Below are 22,262 nucleotides of genomic sequence, written 5' to 3' on the forward strand. Positions count from 1 at the left end.
GCAGGTAGGCGTCTAAAATATGTGCGTGTAAATTAAAATATACACTTTATAAGATGTTTAAGTGACGCTCTACATATGGTCAGTAAAACAGTTTCAATTTAAAATTGGAAGCCCCATTTAGCACATTTATCGAACAAATGTAGCGAATTTCACTCTAAATGCTGCTTTAATATCCAATTGTTAACATATCTTCTGATTATTTACCTTTCCATAACACAAGCTACCGCTATTGATTCACATTGGCAACACAAAAGTTCCGTTTTCCCACTGTATGAAAATAGTTTCCAGATCCGTCATTTACGCTTAATATCCATATTGGACCAACAATCTTGAGCGTATATGGACAAGTTCTATCATTTTCTAACTTTAACTGGCATCGGCCTATATTGGTTTTTAGTTGCTGGTGTCACTATTCGTGTCGTTTTAAAACGCCGGGCGGTCAGTGTTTCTCTGGCTTGGTTAATGATCATCTATATTCTTCCAGTCTTAGGTGTTGCGTGCTATTTCTTGTTTGGGGAGCTAAATCTAGGTCGCAAGCGCGCAGAGCGAGCAAAGGTGATGTTCAAACCTTTTCAACAATGGTTCACTCAGCTCAACGATTGCAATGCCCACACCCCTGAATCGATGGGACGTCATATCTACCGAATCGATGAACTCTGCAATAACCGCCTTGGGCTGCCAGCATTAAGTGGTAACACGCTGTCACTGCAGCAATCGCCAAATGAGATCCTGCACTCAATAATTGAAGATATCGAAAATGCGCAACACAGTATTCGGATGGTTTTCTATATTTGGCATCCAGGTGGATTAGCAGACTCTGTTGCATCGGCATTGATTCAAGCATCCAAACGCGGTGTCGATGTTAAATTGCTCTTGGACTCTGCGGGCAGTCCACGCTTCTTCCGCAGTCCTTGGTACAAAATGATGAAAGATGCGGGCATTGATGTTGTCCAAGCATTAGAAGTAAAAATGTGGCGTATGTTTTTGCGTCGTTTAGACCTAAGACAACACAGAAAAATTATCGTCATCGACGATGAGATTGCGTATACCGGTTCCATGAACCTCGTCGACCCGGCTTTCTTCAAACAAAACAGTGGTGTTGGCCAATGGATTGACATCATGGTACGCCTGACAGGGCCTACGGTGAACGTGCTAAGTGCAATCCATTGCTGGGATTGGGAAGTCGAGACCGGTGAACGTCAGCTACCTAAACACCCTGAGTGTCGTACTGATGCACATGAGTTTCAACATCCGATTCAGGTGGTACCATCTGGGCCTGGGATGCCGGAGTACCTGATCTATCAAGTGTTAACCTTAGCGATTAACCAAGCCAATCGCTCTGTGAGAATAACAACGCCCTACTTTGTTCCTAGTACGGATTTGCTTGAAACACTCAAGATGACCGCACAACGTGGCATTGACGTTGAGCTAATCATACCTCACAAAAATGATTCGATGATGGTTCAATGGGCTTCTCGAGCATTTTACAGCGAATTGATGGCCGCCGGTGTGAAGATCTACGAGTTCTACGGTGGACTATTGCATACGAAATCAGTGGTGATTGATGACCAGTTTTGCCTTGTTGGCACCGTAAATATGGACATGCGAAGTCTATGGTTAAACTTTGAAGTCACGCTTGCCGTTGACGATGAAGAATTCACTAAGCAAATGTCGTGGCTACAAGATACTTATATCAAACAGTCACACACTGTCGATCCAGAAACATGGGAAAAGCGCAGTATTTTCTCTCGTTTCTTAGAACGTGTTTTCTACCTGTTTAATCCATTGCTTTAGACCCTTTCACGCCCCTGCGATGATTTAAAAGCCGACAGCCTTAAACTGTCGGTTTTCTTTTTCTAACCAATTTACACTCCGTTATGCTCTGATGAGTCACTTGGATCCGACTTTTCCCTTGCAAAGCACATCTGCTCCATGTTTTAAATAATAAAAATGGTTAAGTGAATTACACAGGGAATATCTATGTCAGAGGGAAAAAAGACGCAGTTGATTACTGCTGGGCGTGACAAAAAATGGACCAATGGCGTCGTGAATCCACCAGTACAACGCGCTTCTACCGTGGTATTTGATACCGTGGCCGAGAAGAATCAAGCAACGATCCATCGTGCGAACAAAACGTTATTTTATGGACGTCGAGGCACGAATACGCATTTTGCTTTTCAGGATGCTATGGTACAGGTTGAGGGTGGCGCGGGATGTGCACTATACCCATGTGGCACCGCTGCTATTTCCAATGCCATTCTTTCTTTCGTCGAAACGGGCGATCATATTTTGATGGTGGATACTTGTTACGAACCAACTCGCGACTTTTGTGACACCATCATGAAAAAGATGGGCATAGAAACAACGTATTTTGATCCTCTCATTGGCGAAGCCATCCGCGACCTAATCCAACCAAACACCAAAGTTGTTTTTTTAGAATCTCCAGGCTCCATCACCATGGAAGTGATGGATGTTCCTACCATCGCACACATTGCTCATGAGCGAGACATCATCGTTATGCTAGACAACACTTGGGGCGCGGGCGTTAACTTCTCTCCTTTTGAGCACGGCGTTGATATTTCAATCCAAGCGGCGACCAAATATATCGTTGGACATTCAGATGTGATGTTAGGTACGGCGGTTGCCTCAGAGAAATACTGGGATCAGTTGCGTGAACAAAGTTATCTAATGGGCCAGTGTGTGTCACCAGATGACGCCTACCTTGGTCTACGCGGTATTCGCACTTTAGACGTGCGCTTACGCCAACATGCTGAAAATAGCTTAAAAGTCGCAAATTGGCTTGCTCGTCGTCCCGAAGTTGATCACGTTCGTCATCCTGAACTCGAAACCTGTCCGGGGCATGAATTTTTTAAGCGTGATTTTACAGGAGGCAACGGCCTGTTCTCTTTCGTCCTAAAATCTTCATACCCAAAAGCAACCACTGCACTACTTGATGGCATGAAGCACTTTAGTATGGGTTATTCATGGGGTGGGTTTGAAAGTTTGATTCTCGCTAACGAACCAAAAAGCTTTAACAGCCTACGTACGGTTGCACACCCGAACTTCGATGGAACACTAATACGTCTGCACATTGGTTTAGAAGATGTTGGGGACTTAATTGCCGATCTTGAGGCAGGATTTACACGATACAATGCGTTGATTCTAGAAAAAGAAGCTTCCCTTTGATTTCTCCTACTTCTTCACTAAACAAGCGGTAACCGCGCGCCCTCAACAAGAGGGCGCATCACTATTCGCTTACTTTTTTGGGGCACCCAATAAGGTGATCATCCACCATGCCTACTGCTTGCATAAACGCATAACAAATCGTCTCGCCAACAAACTTAAATCCTTTCTTCTTAAGAAATTTGCTCATCGCTTTTGATTGCTCTGTTGATACGGGCACCTGGCTCATGTCTGTCCAGTGATTTACTATTGGCTTATCATCAACAAATTGCCATAACGCAGCGGAAAGGCTTCCGTATTCTTCTATCAATTGCTTTGCTGCTTTGGCGTTGCTAAATACCGAGTTGATTTTCCCTCGATGTTTAACCACATCAAAGTTTTCCACAATGAATTCCGCTCGCTCCTCATTACGTTGAACTAACTTATCCAAGTCATAGTCTTCGAACGCTTGACGATAGCCGTCTCGCTTTTTAAGAATCGTGATCCAACTTAATCCTGCCTGCGCCCCTTCAAGCGTAATAAATTCAAAAAGAATCGTATCGTCATAGACGGGAACACCCCATTCAGCATCATGATATTCACGTTCGAGAGGGTGATTCATCGCCCAAGCACACGTTTTTTGTTCCATATATAGTCCTTACAAAAGCGCCTCTGGTGATGAGCCAGAGGCGCGTTAAACACTCTTAAACTCAATCGTTATTTAGGTACGGCTACCTTGTGGAATAGACGATACAGGACAGGTACAACGACAAGTGTCAGAACCGTCGCAAAACCTAAACCAAACATAATCGTAACGGCCATTGGTTTAAAGAAGATATCAGGTAGAAGTGGGATCATACCTAGAATGGTGGTGATCGCTGCCATACAAACTGGTCGCACACGACTTACTGCTGCATCAACAACCGCATCATAAGCCTCTTTACCCGACTTCATTTCAATCTCTATTTGGTCTAGTAGCACGATGCCGTTTTTCAGCACCATACCGGACAAACTGAGGAAACCAAGTAATGCCATAAATCCAAACGGCGTATTGAGTACCAACAATCCGGTTGTCACACCAATCAATGCGAGCGGTACCGTGAGCCAAACTATCAATGGTTCTTTGATCGAGTTAAACAAGAACACAGTGATCAAGAACATGAACAAGTACCCCATTGGCATTGTCGTGAAGAGTGATTCTTTTGCGTCGCCAGAAGATTCATACTCCCCACCCCATTCCAATGCATAGCCAGGTGGTAACTCAATCGCTTCAATTTGTGGCTGCAAACGTGTTTGCAATGTCGCAGCGGTTTCTTCCCCTAGTAAATCTGGATCTGCCATTACTGTTAGCATGCGTTTACGATTTTTACGAACGATGATTGGGTCTTCCCAACGCATGTCGTATCCCATCGTAACCTGCTGGAGCGGAATAAACTCACTTTGAGCCGGACTCCAAATCTTCATCCCCTCGATATTTCGAATATCAATGCGTTCATCCTCAGGCAGACGAGCGACAATTGGCATTAAGGTAGTACCATCACGGTAAAGGCCAATATTCATGCCAGAGAAAGACATCGATAAGAAATCATCAACATCTGATTTCGTAATGCCGTAACGACGTGCTTGGCTCTCATTAAATTGAGGTTCTAGCACCTGAGTCCGCTCTCGCCAATCATGACGAACGTTGGTCGCGTTTGGGTCTGCGTACATAATATCCATAACTTGAGCTGCAATAGTACGAAGCACCGTAGGATCAGAGCCAATAATGCGCGCTTCAATCTTCGCACCACCACCAGGGCCTAATTCAATTTGCTTAAGCTTGTAATTAATCTCTGGATAGTTCGCTTTAAGGTGTGCTCTAAAACGATCCATCAATGGCGCTAGCGCTTCATAATTATCAACACGCGTTGTGATCTCACCATAAGCTGCGTAGCTTTTTTCTGGTGCGTACGTCAGCATAAACCGCTGTAAACCTTTACCTGCGGTCGTCGTAATGTGGTCAACGTGATCTTGTTCAGCCAACCAGCCTTCCAGCTCTTTTAACTTATCGTTTGTTGCACGGATATCAGTGCCTTCCGGCAACCAGACATCTAACTGGAAAATCGGTGTTGTTGATGATGGAAAGAATGCTTGTTTCACGTGAGTAAAACCATACAAACTAGCGACAAGACCACCAATCAACACAACAACCGTAAACCATGCACGACGCATACAAAATTCTAAGAATTTCTTGTACATCACAAACACGATCCCGTTATATGGGTCGTTTTCTTCCCCCTCTCCAGCTTTAATTTTTTGCCCTTTAAAGAAAATATCAGCAAAGAATGGTGTAAGAGAGATCGCAGTAAACCAACTTAACATGAGCGAGATAAGTAGCACGGTAAATAACGTGCCACAGTATTCACCGGTGGAATCTTCAGAAAGACCAATCGGGGCAAATGCCGTTACGGCAATGACCGTTGCGCCCAATAGTGGCCATTTTGTTTGGGTCACGATATCGGTCGCAGCTTGAAGCCTTGTTCGCCCTTTCTGAGTTCCAATGAGTATCCCCTCAACCACCACAATGGCGTTATCCACCAGCATACCAAGCGCAATAACCAGCGCTCCCAATGAAATGCGTTGCAAATCTATGGCCAGATATTTCATGAAAATGAAAGTACCCAAAACGGTCAGCAGAAGAATAAGGCCGATCAATAGGCCAGAACGAAGCCCCATGAAGAACAGCAGTACGATGATTACGATGCCAACTGCTTGCGCTAAGCTGATTACAAAACCACTGACTGATTTATCAACTTCTTTGGGTTGGCTATAAATTTCAGAGATTTGAACGCCAACAGGTTGTTGATACTTAAGTTCAGCAAGTCGACGGTCAAAGGCTTTTCCAACTTCAACAACGTTCACCCCTTGTGAGAATGACACGCCAACGTTAAGCGCCAAACTGCCATTAAAGTTGATGATGTTTGTTGGTACTTCAACATACCCTCGTTTGATCGTCGCAACGTCTTTCAAAAAGATAAGACCTTGTGCGCCGGATTCGGTGATCAGCAAATCGCCTAATTCATCAACACTTTGAAACTCACCCGTTGGTTGAATACGAATATACTCATCACCAATGCGGATTGCCCCTGCATCTGACACCACATTTTGCGTTGATAAAAGGTTAAACACCGTGGTTGGAGACAAACCTAGGCTGCTGAGTTTTTTCATAGAAATTTCTATAAAAACTTGCTCTTGCTGCTGGCCTGAAACCGACACCTTGCTGACACCATCTACGAGCTCCAACTCACGTCGTAAATAATCAACATAATCCAAGAGCTCTTTGTAGCTGTATCCATCACCTGTGACCGCGAGCAAAATACCATAAACATCACCAAAATCATCGATTACGGATGGATCGTTCACACCGGGAGGTAGAGTACCTTTGAGATCGTTAACTTTTCTTCGCAATTCATCCCAAATTTGGGGCAGGTCATCTGGGCCATAGTTGTTTTTCATCGTAACCGTGATTTGAGATAAACCACGGCTAGAAATCGAGTTAACTTCATCAACATATGTCAGTTGCTGAATCGCTTTTTCTATTGGGTACGTCACCTCTTCTTCGACTTGTTGAGGCGTAGCACCGGGGTACGACGTTACTACCATCGCATCTTTGATTGTAAAAGCAGGGTCTTCTAAACGACCTAACCCAAAGAATGCCGCGACACCGCCTATCAAAAATATTAACGAAACCATCCAACTGATGACGCGATTTCGGATGAAATACGCCGCAATACCCGTTACGTTTTCATCATCTTGAGGCGCACTATTATTTTGTTCGCTCATTGACGTGCCTCCTGCTTCACTACTTCCACTGTAATGCCATCTCTCAACCGAGAGACACCAGCAATTACAACTTTATCGTCAAGATCTAAACCATCTAAAATTTGAACCGACGTTTTTGATGCTTTACCGGCCACAACCTGTTTACGAGTAACAGTGTTATCTTCATTCAGTACCCAAACAAATTTGTGCTCTCGGCCAAGCTCATCGCCATCAGCATTGAAAATCGCTTCAATTGGAACATCGATTCCGGAGTTTAACTCCAAGCCAACATTTTCATCTTTCGAGGTTACATCAACGGCCATACCGTCAAGAATGTACTCTTCTTCTGGCATGGGCAGTGATAATGTCACCGTAAAAGTACCCGTATTTGGGTCTGGCTCAGTCGTAAACTCTTTAATGCTGGCATCGTATTCACCACCACTTGGCACACGAACCACTGCATTAATGGCCGTCAAACGTTCTTCTGTTGGCGGCTGATTCACATAGAGTCGGTCAGGCAGTTGTATCAACACTTCTACACGATTCACACTATGTATATTAACGATATATTGACCCACTTGAACATTCTCAAACTGATCCGCGTTCACACGTGAGATAATGCCGTCAACCGGAGCTTTTAAAGTGGTAAATGAGAGGCGTAATTTAGCTAATTCCAACTCAGCAAGCGCGATTTGTCGTTGAGCGGCGATTTCATCAAATTGTGACTTAGCCAATAGCCCTTTTTTAACCAAGGGTGCCGAACGACGATATTGGCTATCAACCACAGAAAATCGAGCCGATGCATTGTCTACATCTAATTGATAATCTGATGGGTCAAGAGTAGCGATTACATCGCCTTTACTGACCTTATCACCCTCCCTAACAAGTACGCGGCTTATCTCGCCAGCAACGCGAAAACTCAGGTGAGAACGATCTGCCGCATTCGCAATAGCAGGGAAATAGAGATTGTCATCCACACGCTTCCCCTCAAGAGAGGCAACTCGAACTCGAGGAGTTTCTAGCTCTGGAGCAACTCCTTTGTCACCACAACCCGTGAGTATTACGGCCGAGAAAACTGTGGCTAACACAATGATTCCTTTCATATTAAAGCCCTCGCTCCTTAACCCATGCACGTACTTTTATCCCAGGCTCGATGACATTAACACCTGATACGATGATCTGATCTCCGTCATTTAGACCCTGTTCCACTTGCTGCTTCTCGTTCAATATCACCGAGACTTTTTCAACAATGCCTTGGTCATTAACGCGCCACACGCACGTTTTTCCATCCTCTTCGAATAACGCGGAATCTGGAATTTTTGTTGCACCAGCACTTGAGGATACCAAGTGGGCATTCCCTGACATACCTGGCAAGATACCTACATTCTCAGGACGCTCCATCACCATGGTCACTTTATAACTGCCCGTTTTCGGGTCGGCTTCGGTGTCAATTTCTTGGAAAGTAAGTTCAAAAGATTGTTCTGGAAAGGCATCAAACGTCATCGTAGCGAAAGCATCCGCCCCCTGAGTAAAACGTCTTAGCAAATGATCGGGCAATTGAAATATCACTTTCATGACCTGATTGGTCTGAATATTCATAACGCCAGCTTTGGCCGCCACATACTCATGATTTTCTGCTGGGAGGTACGAAATGGTGCCATCGTATGGGGCAACCAGTTTGGTGTATCTTAAGTTTGCTTTCGCTTGATTCCATTGCGCTTTAGCAGAGTTATGATTTGCCTTTGCCGCATCAAAATCTTGTTCAGATACAACTTGCTCTTTACGCAGCTTTTTAGCTCGTTCGTATTGAACATCAGCAAGGGTATAGTTCGCTCGAGCTTGTTTCTCTAACAGAGAATACTCATCAGGATTGAGCACAGCGAGCACATCGCCTTTTTTCACGACTTGCCCAGCATTGACCTCGATTGATTGAAGTAGCCCAGGGACTCGAAATGCCAAAACGGCTCTATCCCCTGCTTCGGTTGTCGCAGGAAAGTTACGTTCAAACTGAGCATTACCAACAGAGACAGTGAAAAGTTTAGCGGGCCGAGATTCAGGCTCAGGTACGGGTGGCAGTTCTTTACCACAACCAGAAAGAACCGACATAACAGCAATTGTAATGAGCGCTTTTCTCATGTGAATCCATCCATTTATTCTACATTACCTTTAAAGTAGATGAATTCCTGTCATTCTTCTAGCGCTTTCCCCTGTATTTTTTCTTTAAAATGAGCAATTTGTGATATACCAAGCCGCATTTGATGCTCAGCTTTTGAGCGACGTGTACAACCAGTTTTAAGTAGAACAACGCCATAATATTGTGCTACTTTTCCGCGCTGTGTAACAAACTGGTTGTTTTCAATGAAATGAAAAGCGAAGAAGCCAATTGGTAATCGAAATACTCTTGTCACAAAAAAGAATATCCTCGATACAAAAAAAGCGGACAAATGCCCGCTTCTTAAAAGACTCGATAATGGATTAGAGCTTATTAAACTCTCGATTAACTCGATATGCATCCGACGTAACATACGCTTCCATTCCTCGTACCCTTGCGTCGAGCTTATTGAAATCACCCTCTAGAACACTCAATAATTGATCTGGGCTTTGTCCTTTCTGCCAAGGCTTGCTCTTCAACGTATGTTCTTGCTGCGACTTGATATTTTCTGAGTATGTCATTGGCTGCTTTTCAAGCATAAATGCCAGTGCGACATAGGCCAATAACACCAAAAATGTCCCGCCTAGTAACGCTGCTGAAATCACGACAATACGAATCAACCAAACTTCCGCGCCAAAATAGTTTGCGATTCCGGCACACACGCCGGAAATTTTGCCATTTTGCGGATCACGATACAGTTCTCGTTTATTCATATTTTCGTCTCCACGTTGGGGATTCTGCATCTAGGATACGCTCCAAGGTTTCAACTCGAGACTGCATCGCTTCTGCTTTTTCAGATAGCACCTGAAGACGCTCTAGATCTTGGCTCGACAGTGCACTATCTGCTTTGCGTTTGCTGCGATAGTGTAAGAAGAGCCATAGTGGAGCGACAAAGATTAAAAAGACAATCAATGGTCCAGTAATAATAAATGTCGACATAAATGGCTCCTTCCTTATTTATCTTTTGATGACATCTGTTCTTTCAGTTTTGCCAACTCTTTTTCAATTTCATCTTGAGCTTGTAGCTCTGCAAACTCTTGATCTAGCGATTTTGCATTACCTGTTTTCGCGTAAATGTCAGCTTCTGCTTCCATCTCATCAATCTTACGAGAGTATTGCTCAAACTTTGCCATTGCTTCGTTAGTGCGTCCGGCATGAAGCTGTTTTTGAACATCACGGCGATTTGATGCGGTTTGGTTACGAATTGCGAGTGCTTGCTGTTTCGCACGCGTCTCTGTAATTTTGGCTTCTAGCTTACCAATTTCACCCGTCAATTTCTCGATGGTTTCTTCAACAAGTGTTTGCTCAGTGTGCAAGCCTTTGATTACGTGTTCAAGTTTTTGCTTCTCAATAAGCGCAGCACGAGCTAAATCTTCACGCTCTTTAACTAAAGCTAGGCTCGCTTTTTGACCCCATTCGGTGATTTGGTCTTCTAGCGCTTCTACTTTGCGAGCGAGCTCTTTTTTATCAGCAATGGCTTTCGCTGAGTTAGTTCGAACCTCGACTAGTGTGTCTTCCATTTCTTGAATGATAAGACGGATCATTTTTTCAGGATCCTCTGCCTTGTCTAGTAATGCGCTGATGTTTGAATTAACGATATCTGCAAAACGAGAAAAAATACCCATAACGGAACTCCTCTTTTTCCTATTTAAACTCGACAAGGTGATTTACCTTGTGTCTCCCTTATAGCTATAACAAGTTGCGTGCCAACTTTTATTATACTTAATAAACAATAAGTTAACGCGTTCATTGTTGTTTCTCAACATTATGCTATGATGGTTTTTACCAACTGTTGGTAAATTTCACCAACTTCAATACTGTAAATCGTCGACATACAGAAACGAGAAGGATCTTATGAAGCAAAACCTCATTGGTGAATCACCCGCTTTTCTCGCGGTATTAGATAAAGTATCACAACTTGCGCCAATTGAACGGCCAGTGCTCATTATCGGAGAGCGAGGAACGGGCAAAGAACTTATTGCACAGCGTTTACACTATTTATCAAAGCGTTGGGATAAACCACTCCTTTCATTAAACTGTGCGACATTAAGCGAGGGCTTAATTGATTCAGAATTGTTTGGGCATGAATCTGGTTCTTTTACTGGCTCGAAAGGCAAGCATAAAGGTCGCTTCGAGCGTGCAGAGGGAGGCACCTTATTTCTAGATGAATTAGCAACAGCCCCACTGTTAGTACAAGAAAAACTGCTACGAGTGATCGAATACGGTGAATATGAACGTGTCGGTGGTCATACCGCCCTAACGGCAGATGTTCGTTTAGTATGTGCGACCAATGCCGATCTGCCTAAACTGGCAGAACAAGGTGACTTTCGTGCGGATTTACTCGACCGTTTGGCATTTGATGTCATCATGCTTCCGCCGTTACGCGAGAGAAAAGAAGACATCCTTTCTTTAGCTCAACACTACGCAATAAAAATGTGCCGTGAGCTACAATTAGAGTACTTTGTCGGCTTTACAGAAGAAGCACAGCAATCATTACTTGATTACCATTGGCCAGGAAACGTACGTGAACTCAAGAACGTGATCGAGCGTGCTATTTATCGTCACGGGTTGAACGCCGATCCTATATACCATCTTGTTTTTAATCCATTTGAAGCTGGATGGGATAATTCACTTGGTCATTCATCCAACCAAACCGAACCTAACCAGAAAGAAACCGAGCGACACGAACACATTCAATTTCCATTAGACTATAAACAATGGCAAGAAGAACAGGACATTAAGCTGTTAACCTCTGCATTAGAAGAGGCAAAATTTAACCAAAGACAAGCCGCTGATTTGCTTGGTTTAAGTTACCATCAATTAAGAGGGATGGTGAGAAAGTATGGTTTAGTTGGCCAAAATTAAGCACAGCACATAAAGATAAATAACCAAACTATCGGTGCTTTTAACATCCAAGCGCGTCTAGATTGAGGTAATACTCTGCATTGTAACGATTTTATGTTTGGAGCGTGTTCACAAAGGTGATAAATTAGCGGGATCATTTTCGCTTGTCACTCCTTTGAACATTCAAAAGAAACAAGCAAGATCCAATGACCATTTCATATGATGAAAGCTTTTTTAAGACTATCGCTAGGCCTACTCGGTATTGGCTTACTCACCGCCTGCGGTGAAGACATAGACCATCAAGACGTTCGTGAAAATCGATTTGTGTTTTGTGGACATGGTAAACCAAGTACGTTTAATCCTCAGCTCGTAGACAGCGGCATTACAGCAGAAGCGCTGAGTCCTCAGTTGTATGACACGCTACTCACCCTCGATCCAGAATCTCATCAACCCGTTGCTAGCATTGCTGAAAGCTGGACTGTGAATGATGCTGGTACTGAGTATATCTTTAAAATTAAGGACGGCGTTTCGTTCCAGACCACTCCTTGGTTCACCCCTACTCGTCCACTCAATGCACAAGATGTTGTGTTCAGCTTTAAGCGAATCATTGATGTAAACCATCCGTATCACGATATCGGTGGTGGTTTTTATCCATGGTTTGCCGGTTTGGATTTCCAAAATCTGGTGCAGGATGTGATTGCACTTGACGATCAAACCGTGAAGTTCGTTCTTTCTCAGCCAAACTTTGCATTTCTGGCCAATATTGCCACTAGCCATGCCGTTATTTTATCTAAAGAATATGGTAATGAGTTAATTACTCATGACGAAAAGGCTTTAATTGACCAGTTTCCTATTGGTTCTGGACCGTTTCAACTTAAAGAATATCAACCAAATGATTTGATCCGTTTAGAGCGTCATCCGGCCTATTGGAACACGCAAGCAAAAATGAAACAGGTTGTCTTCGATATCTCTCATCGAGGCACTGGCACCTTAGCTAAGTTGCTAAGAAATGAGTGTGACGTTCTGGCATCACCTATTTCTAGCCAAATCCCGATTATTCAAGAGAGTGAGCAACTTGAGATTGATGCTACACCTGCAAATAATGTCTCATTCATCGCCATCAATACCGATCATCCTGCGCTAAGTGATGTGCGTGTTCGCCAAGCATTGAATTTAGCTATCAACCGCCAAAATATCCTCGATTCGGTTTATTACGGAACCGGTACGCAAGCCTATACTCTTTTACCTCCGAACTCTTGGGCTTACCAAAAAGACAGCGTAAAAATTCGCTATGACAGAAACTACGCGATCGCTTTATTGCGAGAAGCTGGATTTGAAAAAGGATTGAACCTCACCATGTGGGTTCCTCTAGAGCCACGGGCTTTTGATCCAAGCCCGCGTAAAACCGCCGAATTGATTCAAGCAAGCTTCGCTGATATTGGCGTTAAGCTTGAGATTTTAACGAATGACCGTTTTGACCGAACCCAACTCGACTCTATCAACAGTATCGACTTGTTACTGACGGGTTGGATCGGCGATACAGGCGATCCCGACAATTTCTTCAGACCACTTCTTTCTTGTGAATCTGAACGTGTTGGTTTGAATGTATCCATGTGGTGTAACGAAGATTTTGATTTCTTGCTTGATCTCGCTTTAGAGACTCAAGAGCCTCGCTATCGCTTAAATTTGTATCGCCAAGCTCAAAACATCCTTAATGAGGAGTTTCCTGTTATTCCATTAGCCCATGGCGTGCAATTTCGTGTCCACAATAAGTCACTGACCGGTTTTAAATCTAGCCCGTTCAACGCGCAACCATTTGATAACGTTGAGAGAATCCACTGATGTTTTGGTACACTATTCGACGCTTTAATTTATTTTTCATCACCTTGATGATTCTCACTTTAGTGGGCTTCTCACTACTGCGTTTAGATCCTACGTCTCACTGGGCCAACGTGGAATTTTGGTCTGGCTGGCAAAGCTATTTGGTTGAGCTATCCACGTTAAATTTTGGCTTAACCAAAAGTGGCATTCCGATTTACGATGAACTGGCCGTTGTCTTTCCTGCTACGCTCGAGTTGTGCTTTTTTGCATTTTTAGTGTCGCTACTTATTGGTATCCCCTTGGGGACAATTGCAGGCATGAAGCAAGGAAAATGGTTAGATACCAGCATTTCTTTTATTTCAATGTCTGGCTACTCTGCCCCGATCTTCTGGGTAGCATTAATGCTGATCATGGTGTTTTCACTGCAATACCATGTATTTCCCGTTGCTGGCCGCTATGACTTGCTTTATGAAATCGATCACGTGACAGGCTTTGCCATCATCGATGCTTTTTTGTCTAAAGGTGAATACCGCGCACATGCCTTACAAAGTGTTATCGAACACATGATTTTGCCATGTTTGGTACTGGCTCTCACACCAACAACACAAGTCATTGGCCTCATGCGCGCATCGGTTGCTGAGGTCATGAGCCAAAACTACATTCGTGCGGCACGAATCAAAGGTTTATCTAATCGAGAAATCGTGACTCAACATGTACTTCGTAACGCAATTCCTCCAATCATTCCAAAGGTAGGGGTGCAACTCTCGAGCATGATTACGCTTGCGATCATCACTGAATCAATTTTCAACTGGCCAGGCATAGGTCGTTGGCTATTAGATGCTCTTGGAAATCAAGATTATGCATCTATTCAAGCGGGTGTCATGGTATTGGCAACCCTTGTTCTAACCGCCAATATCTTCTCAGATTTGATTGGTGCCATGATTAACCCTCTGGTGAGAAAGGAATGGTATGCTAACAAATAACATCTACCAAGAAGAGCGCATTCCAACGCAGTTTGAGCGGTTTTGGCGCAGTTTTCGTGCCAATAGCTTAGCGATGTTTGGGCTATGGTGCCTTGGTCTGATCATTATCGTCACGCTGTTGGCGCCGGTTTTGACACCCTATGACCCACAAGCACAGTCAGGTGAACTACTTGTGCCTCCATCATGGGCGCCTGCAGGCAGTGTTGACTATTTCTTAGGGACGGATGATCTTGGGCGAGATATTCTCTCTCGTTTAATCTCAGGCTCTCAACTTACGTTTGGTGCCGCGGTTATCATTACAGCAATCTCCGCTCTAATTGGCTGTTTTATTGGTGTCCTTGCAGGTATGACTAGAGGACTGCTTTCAAGTACCTTGAACCACCTACTCGACACCGTTATGGCTATTCCGTCTTTGTTGCTGGCCATCATTTTTGTTGCTTTTCTTGGCTTTGGCGAATTCAACATTTTGCTTGCTATCTGTCTTGCGCTTATCCCACGCTTTATTCGTTCTGTTTACATCGCGGTGCATACGGAGGTCGAAAAAGACTACATCATGGCGGCCCGTCTCGATGGGGCGAATGACTTCTATTTGCTGTGGAATTCTATTCTGCCAAATGTGCTAACCGTTGTGGCGGCTGAGATTACTCTCGCTCTGTCTGTAGCGATTTTAGATATTACTGCCCTTGGTTTCTTAGGTTTAGGGGCTCAAGCACCAAGTACAGAATGGGGCGCGATTCTCGGTGACTCCGTAGAGTTGATATACATTGCACCTTGGACCGTGACTTTGCCGGGCCTTACCATTATGTTCACTGTTGTTGTTCTAAACTTAGTGGGTGAAGGTGTACGCCAAGCACTCAATGCGGGGATCGAATAATGCCGTTATTAGATATTCGACATTTGACCATTGAAATTGAAACACCATCAGGATTGGTTAAAGCAGTAGACCGAATGAGTATTACTCTAAACGAGGGTGAGATCCGTGGTCTAGTCGGTGAATCAGGCTCGGGCAAAAGCTTAGTTGCAAAAGCCATTGTGGGCGTATGTAAGGACAACTGGAAAGTAACCGCAGACCGAATGCGCCTTGGTAACATTGACTTACTTCAGCTAACGCCAAAAGAACGCCGTCGCGTGATAGCTCGTGATATCGCGATGATATTCCAAGAACCCTCCACCTGTTTAGATCCATCAGAAGAAGTTGGCAGACAGCTGATCGAGTCGATTCCATCACGCTCTTTTGAAGGGAAATGGTGGGAGCGCTTTAAATGGCGTAAGAAGCAGGCAATCGCCCTGCTCCACAAAGTCGGGATTAAAGATCACAAACGCTTAATGGGGAGTTACCCATACGAGCTGACTGATGGTGAATGTCAAAAAGTCATGATCGCGATGGCGATTGCAACCAAGCCAAAAATCTTGATTGCCGATGAACCAACTAACGATCTTGACCCGATTACACAGTCACAAATACTGCGTTTATTAAGTCGTATGAACCAGATCAATAACACCACCATCGTGTTGATTGGACACGACTTGACCACCATTACCCAATGGGCAAATCGAATCACGGTAATGTATTGTGGACAGTCAGTAGAATCCGCTGATACAGCGAAAATTGTCTCAGCGCCAAAGCACCCATATACTGCTGCGCTACTTCAAGCGATGCCTGACTTCAATGACTGGATTCCGCACAAGCAAAAATTGCATTCGCTTCCAGGATCAATTCCTCCGTTGCAACACTTACCTATTGGTTGTCGATTAGGCCCTCGCTGTCCCTACGCTCAAAGGCAGTGTGTCGAAATACCACATACAAGACGAATTAAAAACCATAAATTCAGCTGCCACTTTCCATTGAACACGGAGAAACATTCATGAGTGCGCTACTAGAAGTCGATAACCTATCGAAGCAGTTTGTTACGCGTTCAGGCTTGTTTAAACGAAAAGTAAAAGAAGCGGTAAAACCGGTTAGCTTTACACTTGAGCCCGGCCAAACTATCGGTTTTATTGGCCAAAATGGCTCAGGTAAGTCTACCTTAGCCCGCATGTTAGCTGGTGTGGTTGAACCAAGTTCTGGTGAAATTCGTGTAAATGGAGAGCGACTAGAACACAAAGATTATTCAACCCGTTGTAAGTTGATTCGTATGATCTTTCAAGATCCGAATACTTCGCTGAACCCTCGTATTCAAATTGGCCGTATTTTAGAGGGGCCTCTAAAGCGAAATACAAACATGCCACCCGATGCACGGATGAAACGTGTAAAAGATACATTGCTTCGTGTCGGTTTATTGCCAGAGCATGCCTACTTCTATCCACAGATGCTTGCTGCCGGTCAAAAACAGCGTGTGTGCCTTGCTCGTGCGTTGATTCTACAGCCTTCTATCATCGTGGCCGATGAGGCTTTAAACGGTCTAGACATGGCAATGCGCTCGCAGATCATCAACTTGTTCTTAGAACTCCAAGAAGAGATGGGCTTGTCTTTTGTTTACGTGTCTCAGCATATCGGAATTGTAAAGCACATAACGGATAAGGTTATGGTGATGCATGAGGGCGAGGTCGTAGAGTCTGGAGATACGAACCAAGTGCTGACCAATCCACAGCATGCTATTACGCAGCGATTAGTCGAAAGTCATTTTTACAAGGCGCCAAACCACTAATGTCCTGAGCTCTAAGCTCTAAGCTCTAAGCTCTAAGCTCTAAGCTATTACATGATAACTTCATAAGCCTGATCAAATTCGACGAGTTTTTGAAATAAAATAGCCTGCTATCTAAGCAGGCTATTATTTTTTCAATTGAGCATAGTGAGCTGTAATTAACGACGGCTTGCTTGTTTACGTAGTTCGAAATCAAATTCATCTGGAAACAGCACCACACCCTCTTCATTCTGGTTTGGGAAAACCACAACAGACAACTCATCGTCCTCTAGGCCTGACGTCCAGCGACTGTGCCATTTGTTCAAAGAGATTGCTTCCGGCTCACACTCTTCCCAGTCACCCGTCGCCCATTGCTGTGCGAATTCTTCGTTTGGCCATACTGGAACACAGTCGTCATCTTCGGTGTTTAGCATCACGCAGCCGTGTTCATCTTTTAGAATCCACACTTTGTTATTCGCTACGATCTCTTTTACACAGTATTTCAAACGCTGTTCTTCATTGTAGCGGTTGATCGTGTCCATTTGCTCTTGGGTTAATGTTTCAGACATGTTTGTCTCCTGTTTCCCATAGAAAAATGCCCACCTGATGGCGGGCATTTACAGTATATGCTCGTAATGCAGAAATTACGCAAGCTCAGTTTGAAGCCAAGGCCAGCCTTGCTTCTTACGGCTTAGTGTATTTTCCATCATTAGCATGCCATCTTGCTCATGCTTAACAAGTTTCTCAGCCCACTCACCTTTGTAAAGAAGACGAGTTTGTGCTGTTGTGATGTCTGTTAGCATGACTGCAGCAAATGCTAGGTTGTCGTTCGCACAACGCGCTTCTAGATCCGCTTCTAGTGCTTCGATCATACCGTCAACTTGCTCTAGAGTCGCAAGTTCAACCTGGCCTACTACTACGTCACGACCGTTGAATGGGTAACCTTTAAGGTCTTTTTCAACAAGTTCAGCCGCAGATAGACCTTCGATGTTTGTCTTAGCGATTAGAAGATCTTTAGTAAATGCGTCAACATCTTGTACATCTGCGATTGTTGCTAGTTCAGCTACTGCATCTTTGTCTTTTTGAGTACAAGTTGGAGAAGCGAACCCTACTGTGTCAGAAAGAATCGCTGACATCATTAGCTTAGCGATTTGAGGCTTGATCTCGTGACTTTCAATCTTGAACATGTTGAACAGTACTGTGTTAGTACAACCAACAGGCCAGATCCATGCTTCCATTGGGTTTACTGTCATCACGTCACCTAGACGGTGGTGGTCAACAATACCAGCAACTTCTGCTTCAGCAATGTCGTCAGGTGCTTGCGCTAGATCTGAGTAGTCTACTAGCCAAACAGTTTCACCCGCTACTGAAGTGCGAAGTTCAGGAACTTCTGCGCCAGCAACATCAAGGATGTGCTGAGTTTCACGGTTGATTTCGCCTTGGCGGATTGGCATTGCTTCAACGCCACGTGCCTTTAGAAGTTCAGTTGCAACTAGTGCACTACAAATGCTGTCACTGTCTGGGTTCTTATGACCTACAACTAGAATCATGTTTCTTCCTATTCAAGTCAATTTGATACGCTTCCGAATGAGGTGAATTTCGTATTGAATGACACCTTGGAAACGAGTTTGCTCACAAAGGCCGATACTTTACCTGATTTGAGATAAATTGACACGCAGAAAAGTGGTTATCGAGTATTGCGAATAATTCTCAATTACATATAATGAGAATTATTCCCATTTCCATTTGAGATATCTATGAACGTGACCACGATTCTTAACTCAGCGCATCAGTTGCTGCAGCCCACTCAGTTTCGTCTGGCTTATAAACGGTTATTATTGCCTATCGCACTGCTCGCGCTCTTAGTAAACGAAACGACGAGAGAGATCACCGTCGCTACCCTATCTGATTCTTTCTGGGCGGTCTCTTGTTATGTTGCTGCAACACTGGCTATTTATCATTACCTTGCGAACTTCATGTCGAAGACAAGTCGTCTTACTACGCTCTATCACCGTTCACGTAATCATCAGGTTTTGTTTGCTGCGCTCCTTGGCGCACTACCCGGTTGCGGCGGAGCGATCGTTGTCTCTACTCAATTTATCAGTGGCCGTGTCGGTTTTGGGGCGATTGTCGCGGTGTTGACCTCCACAATGGGTGATGCGGCTTTCCTTTTACTTGCCGCTAAACCGGCAACAGGGTTGAGTGTTATTGGATTAGGCATTGTCGTTGGTGCGATATCTGGATGGGTTGTCAATGCATTTCATACCGATGATTTTTTGCGTCCTAAGCAAAAAGAAAACGCCCCCCAAGGTCGGTGCTGTAATGGCCATGGAAAAACTCATACGCCAGTGGAACGCCGCGCTATCAATCTCCAAGGTACATTCTGGAAATGGCTACTCATACCTGCGAGCATCATTGCCGTACTAGGTTCGTTCCAGGTAAACGTGAATCCACTGTTGGGACTAAAAGAAAACAGCATAGAATGGCTAGGGGCAATATTTGCCGTCGTCGCGATGTTTTTATGGGCGATGACTAAAGATTTGGGTGATTACCAATCAACAGTATCAGAAGACGATAAAATCATCAGTTCTCATCCCATTCAAAAAGCAGCGCAAGACACTAACTTTGTGAGTGCTTGGGTTATTTTGGCATTTTTAGCTTTTGAATTAACAACTTACTTATCTGGATTAAATTTGGAGGTCGCGTTCTCTGGCTGGGGAATTTGGATGCCGCTTATTGGCTTGGCGGTCGGTCTGCTACCCGGTTGTGGGCCGCAAATTTTAGTCACCAGCTTGTACCTTTCAGGTGCGGTGCCAATGTCTGCTCAATTATCCAATGCAATTTCCAATGATGGTGACGCCCTCTTCCCTGTCATCGCAATGGCTCCAAAAGCAGCAGTCGTTGCAACTATCTATTCAGCAGTACCAGCACTGATTGTTGGCTATGGTTTCTTCTTCTTATTTGAACACTGATATTTAAATTGAATAGCGTTAGAGACAAAAAGAGCCTCGATGGAGGCTCTTCAATTATCCGCTGCGCAAATTATGCTGTCACAATTGCTTTCGCATTGAGTCCTTTATCTAAACTAACAAGCAGTAACTGGCATGGCTCTTGATTGAGTTTCTCTCCGGTCCAATAGTCATACCAATCTGTTGGTTGATCCGCTGTCAGCGTAAATTCCGTCGCATCATCATTGGCATAATTAAATAAACAGTGAAGATCATTTTTGTTCGTCAAAGGCAGAAATGCATGGTTGAGGCCAAGTGCAGTAAATTTTGCCGCCTCTTGATTTCTGTGTTGACGAAGCATTAACTTGGACATTGTCTTACTCGCGAATGACGTGATTTCTGGTAGAGGGTCACCAGAAAGTAATAAACCTCCACATGCTAGCAGTACGTTGCGGTGAAACTGATAATCTTCACGCGATGCCGCTTGGTTCGGCAACGAAGTAAACGTCGCGCAGTCTGGGTCGATCTGCCATAAATTGCGATGCTGCCAACTGCGGAAGAACGTTTCTTTCGCGATCTGTTCAAAACGATGGCTGTGACGCTCCACATCATCCGAAACACGCATAGCATCGACCAAACCCAACGATGGCCACATTGGTGCATTACAGCCTAGCAGCCAGGCATCTCCTGCGCCTTTAGCTATCGCTTCCATACCCATACGATAGGCTTCAACACCGGTAATACCCGATTGGCTGCGCTTGCCTTTTAGTGTACCCCAATAGTTGGCATCTAGCTTGAATAGCTCGACGCCCCACTCTTGGCGCATGACGGTAACAACATGGGCTAAATGATCTTGTACTTCAGGGTTAGAAGTATCAAGAATGTACCAAGGGGTACATCGCCATCCGCCATAAGTCACATCTTCGGCTTTCAATAAACTGCCATCTTCATGACGTACGAACCACTCTGGGTGTTTTTTAAAGATTTCAGATTCTGGTTGTGCAATAAAAGGTGCCATCCAAATAGCAGGTTTTTTCCCTTTAGCACGAATGTTATGAATCAGCTCTTTCACGCCACCAGAGAATTTGTCTGACGGAGTAAGCCAATCCCCCATGAACGCTTGGTAACCGTCATCAAGAAGTACCCATTCTAAATCTGATAGCTTATCTTGCATGCATTCAACATTCTCGAGAATGTTATCTTCGGTGACTTCCGCATAGTATGCGTACCATGAACACCAACCAATAGGAGCATCTTTAAGAACACCACTACGCACAGGATGATGCTCTGCAATCATCTCGCTGTATTGCTTATAAAGATCAGACAAAGAGTCACCGCGCAGGACCGTTACCGATTCGAGTGTATTGTGCACCCAATCCGCAACTTGAGTTTCTTCACCATCAATAGAAGCAGATAGAAGCCAATGCTCCCCATGCTGAACGACGTCAAAATAGCCAGCAAAACGACGACAGGAAGTAAATCCAAACAAGGTGTAACCAGAGGAATCTTCAATCACCAAGTAGTTGTAGTAACGCTTAGGGCTATTTTCGGGGTAGATTCGATACGACGTGTTGTTATCCGGACAGCGGCCAATATCGACCGGTTGAGAAATCGTGCCGGAGGTCTGAGCAAGCATTTGAAAACCATCACCAATTACGCTTGCCCCTTGCTCATATAAAAAAGGCATTTCAAAGAGGACTTCACGATCAGTAAAGATTTTGTTATGTACCCCTGCAAACGAAAAATGCACTTGATTGCCAACAACTTCATATTGAAGATCGTTATCACGCACTGAGAGTTCAGTGTGATTGGCCAGTTGAATTATTTGAGCCATTGAGAACCTACTCACTTGATTATTTTTGTATTGTCTCTCCTATTATCGTTTGCTTCTCTCTCCCAATTCGTTATCAACGTCACGAAACCACAT

The 22,262-nt window shown here is 44.2% G+C and carries 20 protein-coding genes; 9 read left to right on the forward strand and 11 right to left on the reverse strand.

Features of this window, described 5'->3' with window-relative positions; translation table 11 throughout:
• Nucleotides 1–339: 339 nt before the first annotated feature.
• Nucleotides 340–1,794 carry a cardiolipin synthase gene (cls, locus tag VA249_RS08580; protein ID WP_128810665.1) on the forward strand — a complete coding sequence of 485 codons (1,455 nt, stop codon included), beginning with the start codon at nucleotides 340–342 and terminating at the stop codon, nucleotides 1,792–1,794.
• 186 nt (nucleotides 1,795–1,980) lie between these two features.
• Nucleotides 1,981–3,186 carry a cystathionine beta-lyase gene (locus VA249_RS08585; RefSeq protein ID WP_221067694.1) on the forward strand — a complete coding sequence of 402 codons (1,206 nt, stop codon included), beginning with the start codon at nucleotides 1,981–1,983 and terminating at the stop codon, nucleotides 3,184–3,186.
• A gap of 61 nt (nucleotides 3,187–3,247) precedes the next feature.
• Here VA249_RS08585 and VA249_RS08590 read toward each other — a convergent pair whose 3' ends face one another.
• The 8 genes from VA249_RS08590 to pspA form a co-directional block, all read right to left on the reverse strand.
• Complete coding sequence (locus VA249_RS08590; protein ID WP_221067695.1) at nucleotides 3,248–3,811, reverse strand: DNA-3-methyladenine glycosylase I; 564 nt, start codon at nucleotides 3,809–3,811, stop codon at nucleotides 3,248–3,250.
• A 68-nt stretch (nucleotides 3,812–3,879) separates the two neighbouring features.
• Nucleotides 3,880–6,984, reverse strand: coding sequence for an efflux RND transporter permease subunit VmeI (vmeI, locus tag VA249_RS08595; RefSeq protein ID WP_221067696.1), 3,105 nt, complete (start codon nucleotides 6,982–6,984; stop codon nucleotides 3,880–3,882).
• Nucleotides 6,981–8,066 (reverse strand): efflux RND transporter periplasmic adaptor subunit, encoded by a 1,086-nt coding sequence (locus VA249_RS08600; RefSeq protein ID WP_221067697.1) that lies wholly within the window; start codon nucleotides 8,064–8,066, stop codon nucleotides 6,981–6,983. Before VA249_RS08600 ends, vmeI begins: the two co-directional genes overlap by 4 nt.
• Nucleotide 8,067: 1 nt before the next feature.
• A complete protein-coding gene (locus tag VA249_RS08605; protein WP_128810661.1) occupies nucleotides 8,068–9,099 on the reverse strand; it encodes an efflux RND transporter periplasmic adaptor subunit in 1,032 nt (343 codons plus the stop codon).
• Nucleotides 9,100–9,149: 50 nt separating this feature from the next.
• The gene (locus VA249_RS08610; RefSeq protein WP_221067698.1) at nucleotides 9,150–9,371 is read right to left on the reverse strand and encodes a hypothetical protein; all 222 of its coding nucleotides are present in this window, start codon (nucleotides 9,369–9,371) and stop codon (nucleotides 9,150–9,152) included.
• A gap of 67 nt (nucleotides 9,372–9,438) precedes the next feature.
• Nucleotides 9,439–9,828 (reverse strand): envelope stress response membrane protein PspC, encoded by a 390-nt coding sequence (gene pspC / locus VA249_RS08615; protein WP_221067699.1) that lies wholly within the window; start codon nucleotides 9,826–9,828, stop codon nucleotides 9,439–9,441.
• Nucleotides 9,821–10,054, reverse strand: coding sequence for an envelope stress response membrane protein PspB (gene pspB / locus VA249_RS08620; protein ID WP_128810659.1), 234 nt, complete (start codon nucleotides 10,052–10,054; stop codon nucleotides 9,821–9,823). The genes pspC and pspB overlap by 8 nt, the downstream gene beginning before the upstream one ends.
• Before the next feature lie 14 nt (nucleotides 10,055–10,068).
• Complete coding sequence (gene pspA / locus VA249_RS08625; protein WP_128810658.1) at nucleotides 10,069–10,740, reverse strand: phage shock protein PspA; 672 nt, start codon at nucleotides 10,738–10,740, stop codon at nucleotides 10,069–10,071.
• Between the two features lie 229 nt (nucleotides 10,741–10,969).
• Between pspA and pspF the strand changes: the two genes are divergently transcribed.
• From pspF to VA249_RS08655, 6 genes are all read left to right on the forward strand, one after another.
• A complete protein-coding gene (gene pspF, locus VA249_RS08630) occupies nucleotides 10,970–11,980 on the forward strand; it encodes a phage shock protein operon transcriptional activator (protein WP_221067700.1) in 1,011 nt (336 codons plus the stop codon).
• Nucleotides 11,981–12,181: 201 nt separating this feature from the next.
• Nucleotides 12,182–13,801 carry an ABC transporter substrate-binding protein gene (locus tag VA249_RS08635; RefSeq protein WP_128812264.1) on the forward strand — a complete coding sequence of 540 codons (1,620 nt, stop codon included), beginning with the start codon at nucleotides 12,182–12,184 and terminating at the stop codon, nucleotides 13,799–13,801.
• Nucleotides 13,801–14,763 (forward strand): ABC transporter permease, encoded by a 963-nt coding sequence (locus tag VA249_RS08640; RefSeq protein WP_221067701.1) that lies wholly within the window; start codon nucleotides 13,801–13,803, stop codon nucleotides 14,761–14,763. Before VA249_RS08635 ends, VA249_RS08640 begins: the two co-directional genes overlap by 1 nt.
• Entirely contained in the window at nucleotides 14,750–15,637 is an 888-nt protein-coding gene (locus tag VA249_RS08645; protein ID WP_221067702.1) for an ABC transporter permease subunit, read from the forward strand. Before VA249_RS08640 ends, VA249_RS08645 begins: the two co-directional genes overlap by 14 nt.
• Nucleotides 15,637–16,632, forward strand: coding sequence for a peptide ABC transporter ATP-binding protein (locus VA249_RS08650; RefSeq protein WP_221067703.1), 996 nt, complete (start codon nucleotides 15,637–15,639; stop codon nucleotides 16,630–16,632). Before VA249_RS08645 ends, VA249_RS08650 begins: the two co-directional genes overlap by 1 nt.
• Nucleotides 16,629–17,411, forward strand: coding sequence for a peptide ABC transporter ATP-binding protein (locus VA249_RS08655; RefSeq protein ID WP_128810653.1), 783 nt, complete (start codon nucleotides 16,629–16,631; stop codon nucleotides 17,409–17,411). Before VA249_RS08650 ends, VA249_RS08655 begins: the two co-directional genes overlap by 4 nt.
• Before the next feature lie 155 nt (nucleotides 17,412–17,566).
• Here the strand turns inward: VA249_RS08655 and VA249_RS08660 are convergent, their stop codons facing one another.
• Together VA249_RS08660 and VA249_RS08665 are read right to left on the reverse strand one after the other, a co-directional pair.
• Nucleotides 17,567–17,956 (reverse strand): DUF2750 domain-containing protein, encoded by a 390-nt coding sequence (locus VA249_RS08660; protein WP_128810652.1) that lies wholly within the window; start codon nucleotides 17,954–17,956, stop codon nucleotides 17,567–17,569.
• Between the two features lie 75 nt (nucleotides 17,957–18,031).
• On the reverse strand, nucleotides 18,032–18,937 hold the full coding sequence (locus tag VA249_RS08665) for a manganese-dependent inorganic pyrophosphatase (protein ID WP_221067704.1): 906 nt from the start codon (nucleotides 18,935–18,937) through the stop codon (nucleotides 18,032–18,034).
• A gap of 207 nt (nucleotides 18,938–19,144) precedes the next feature.
• Here VA249_RS08665 and VA249_RS08670 point away from each other — a divergent pair, with 207 nt between their 5' ends.
• Nucleotides 19,145–20,359, forward strand: coding sequence for a putative manganese transporter (locus tag VA249_RS08670; protein WP_221067705.1), 1,215 nt, complete (start codon nucleotides 19,145–19,147; stop codon nucleotides 20,357–20,359).
• A 70-nt stretch (nucleotides 20,360–20,429) separates the two neighbouring features.
• On the opposite strand, the gene VA249_RS08675 is transcribed toward VA249_RS08670, so the two are convergent.
• Nucleotides 20,430–22,169, reverse strand: a complete 1,740-nt coding sequence (locus tag VA249_RS08675) for a glycoside hydrolase family 36 protein (RefSeq protein WP_221067706.1) — start codon at nucleotides 22,167–22,169, stop codon at nucleotides 20,430–20,432.
• Between the last annotated feature and the right edge of the window lie 93 nt (nucleotides 22,170–22,262).

Origin of the sequence: Vibrio alfacsensis (genome assembly GCF_019670485.1) — a bacterium.
GTDB lineage: Bacteria > Pseudomonadota > Gammaproteobacteria > Enterobacterales > Vibrionaceae > Vibrio > Vibrio alfacsensis.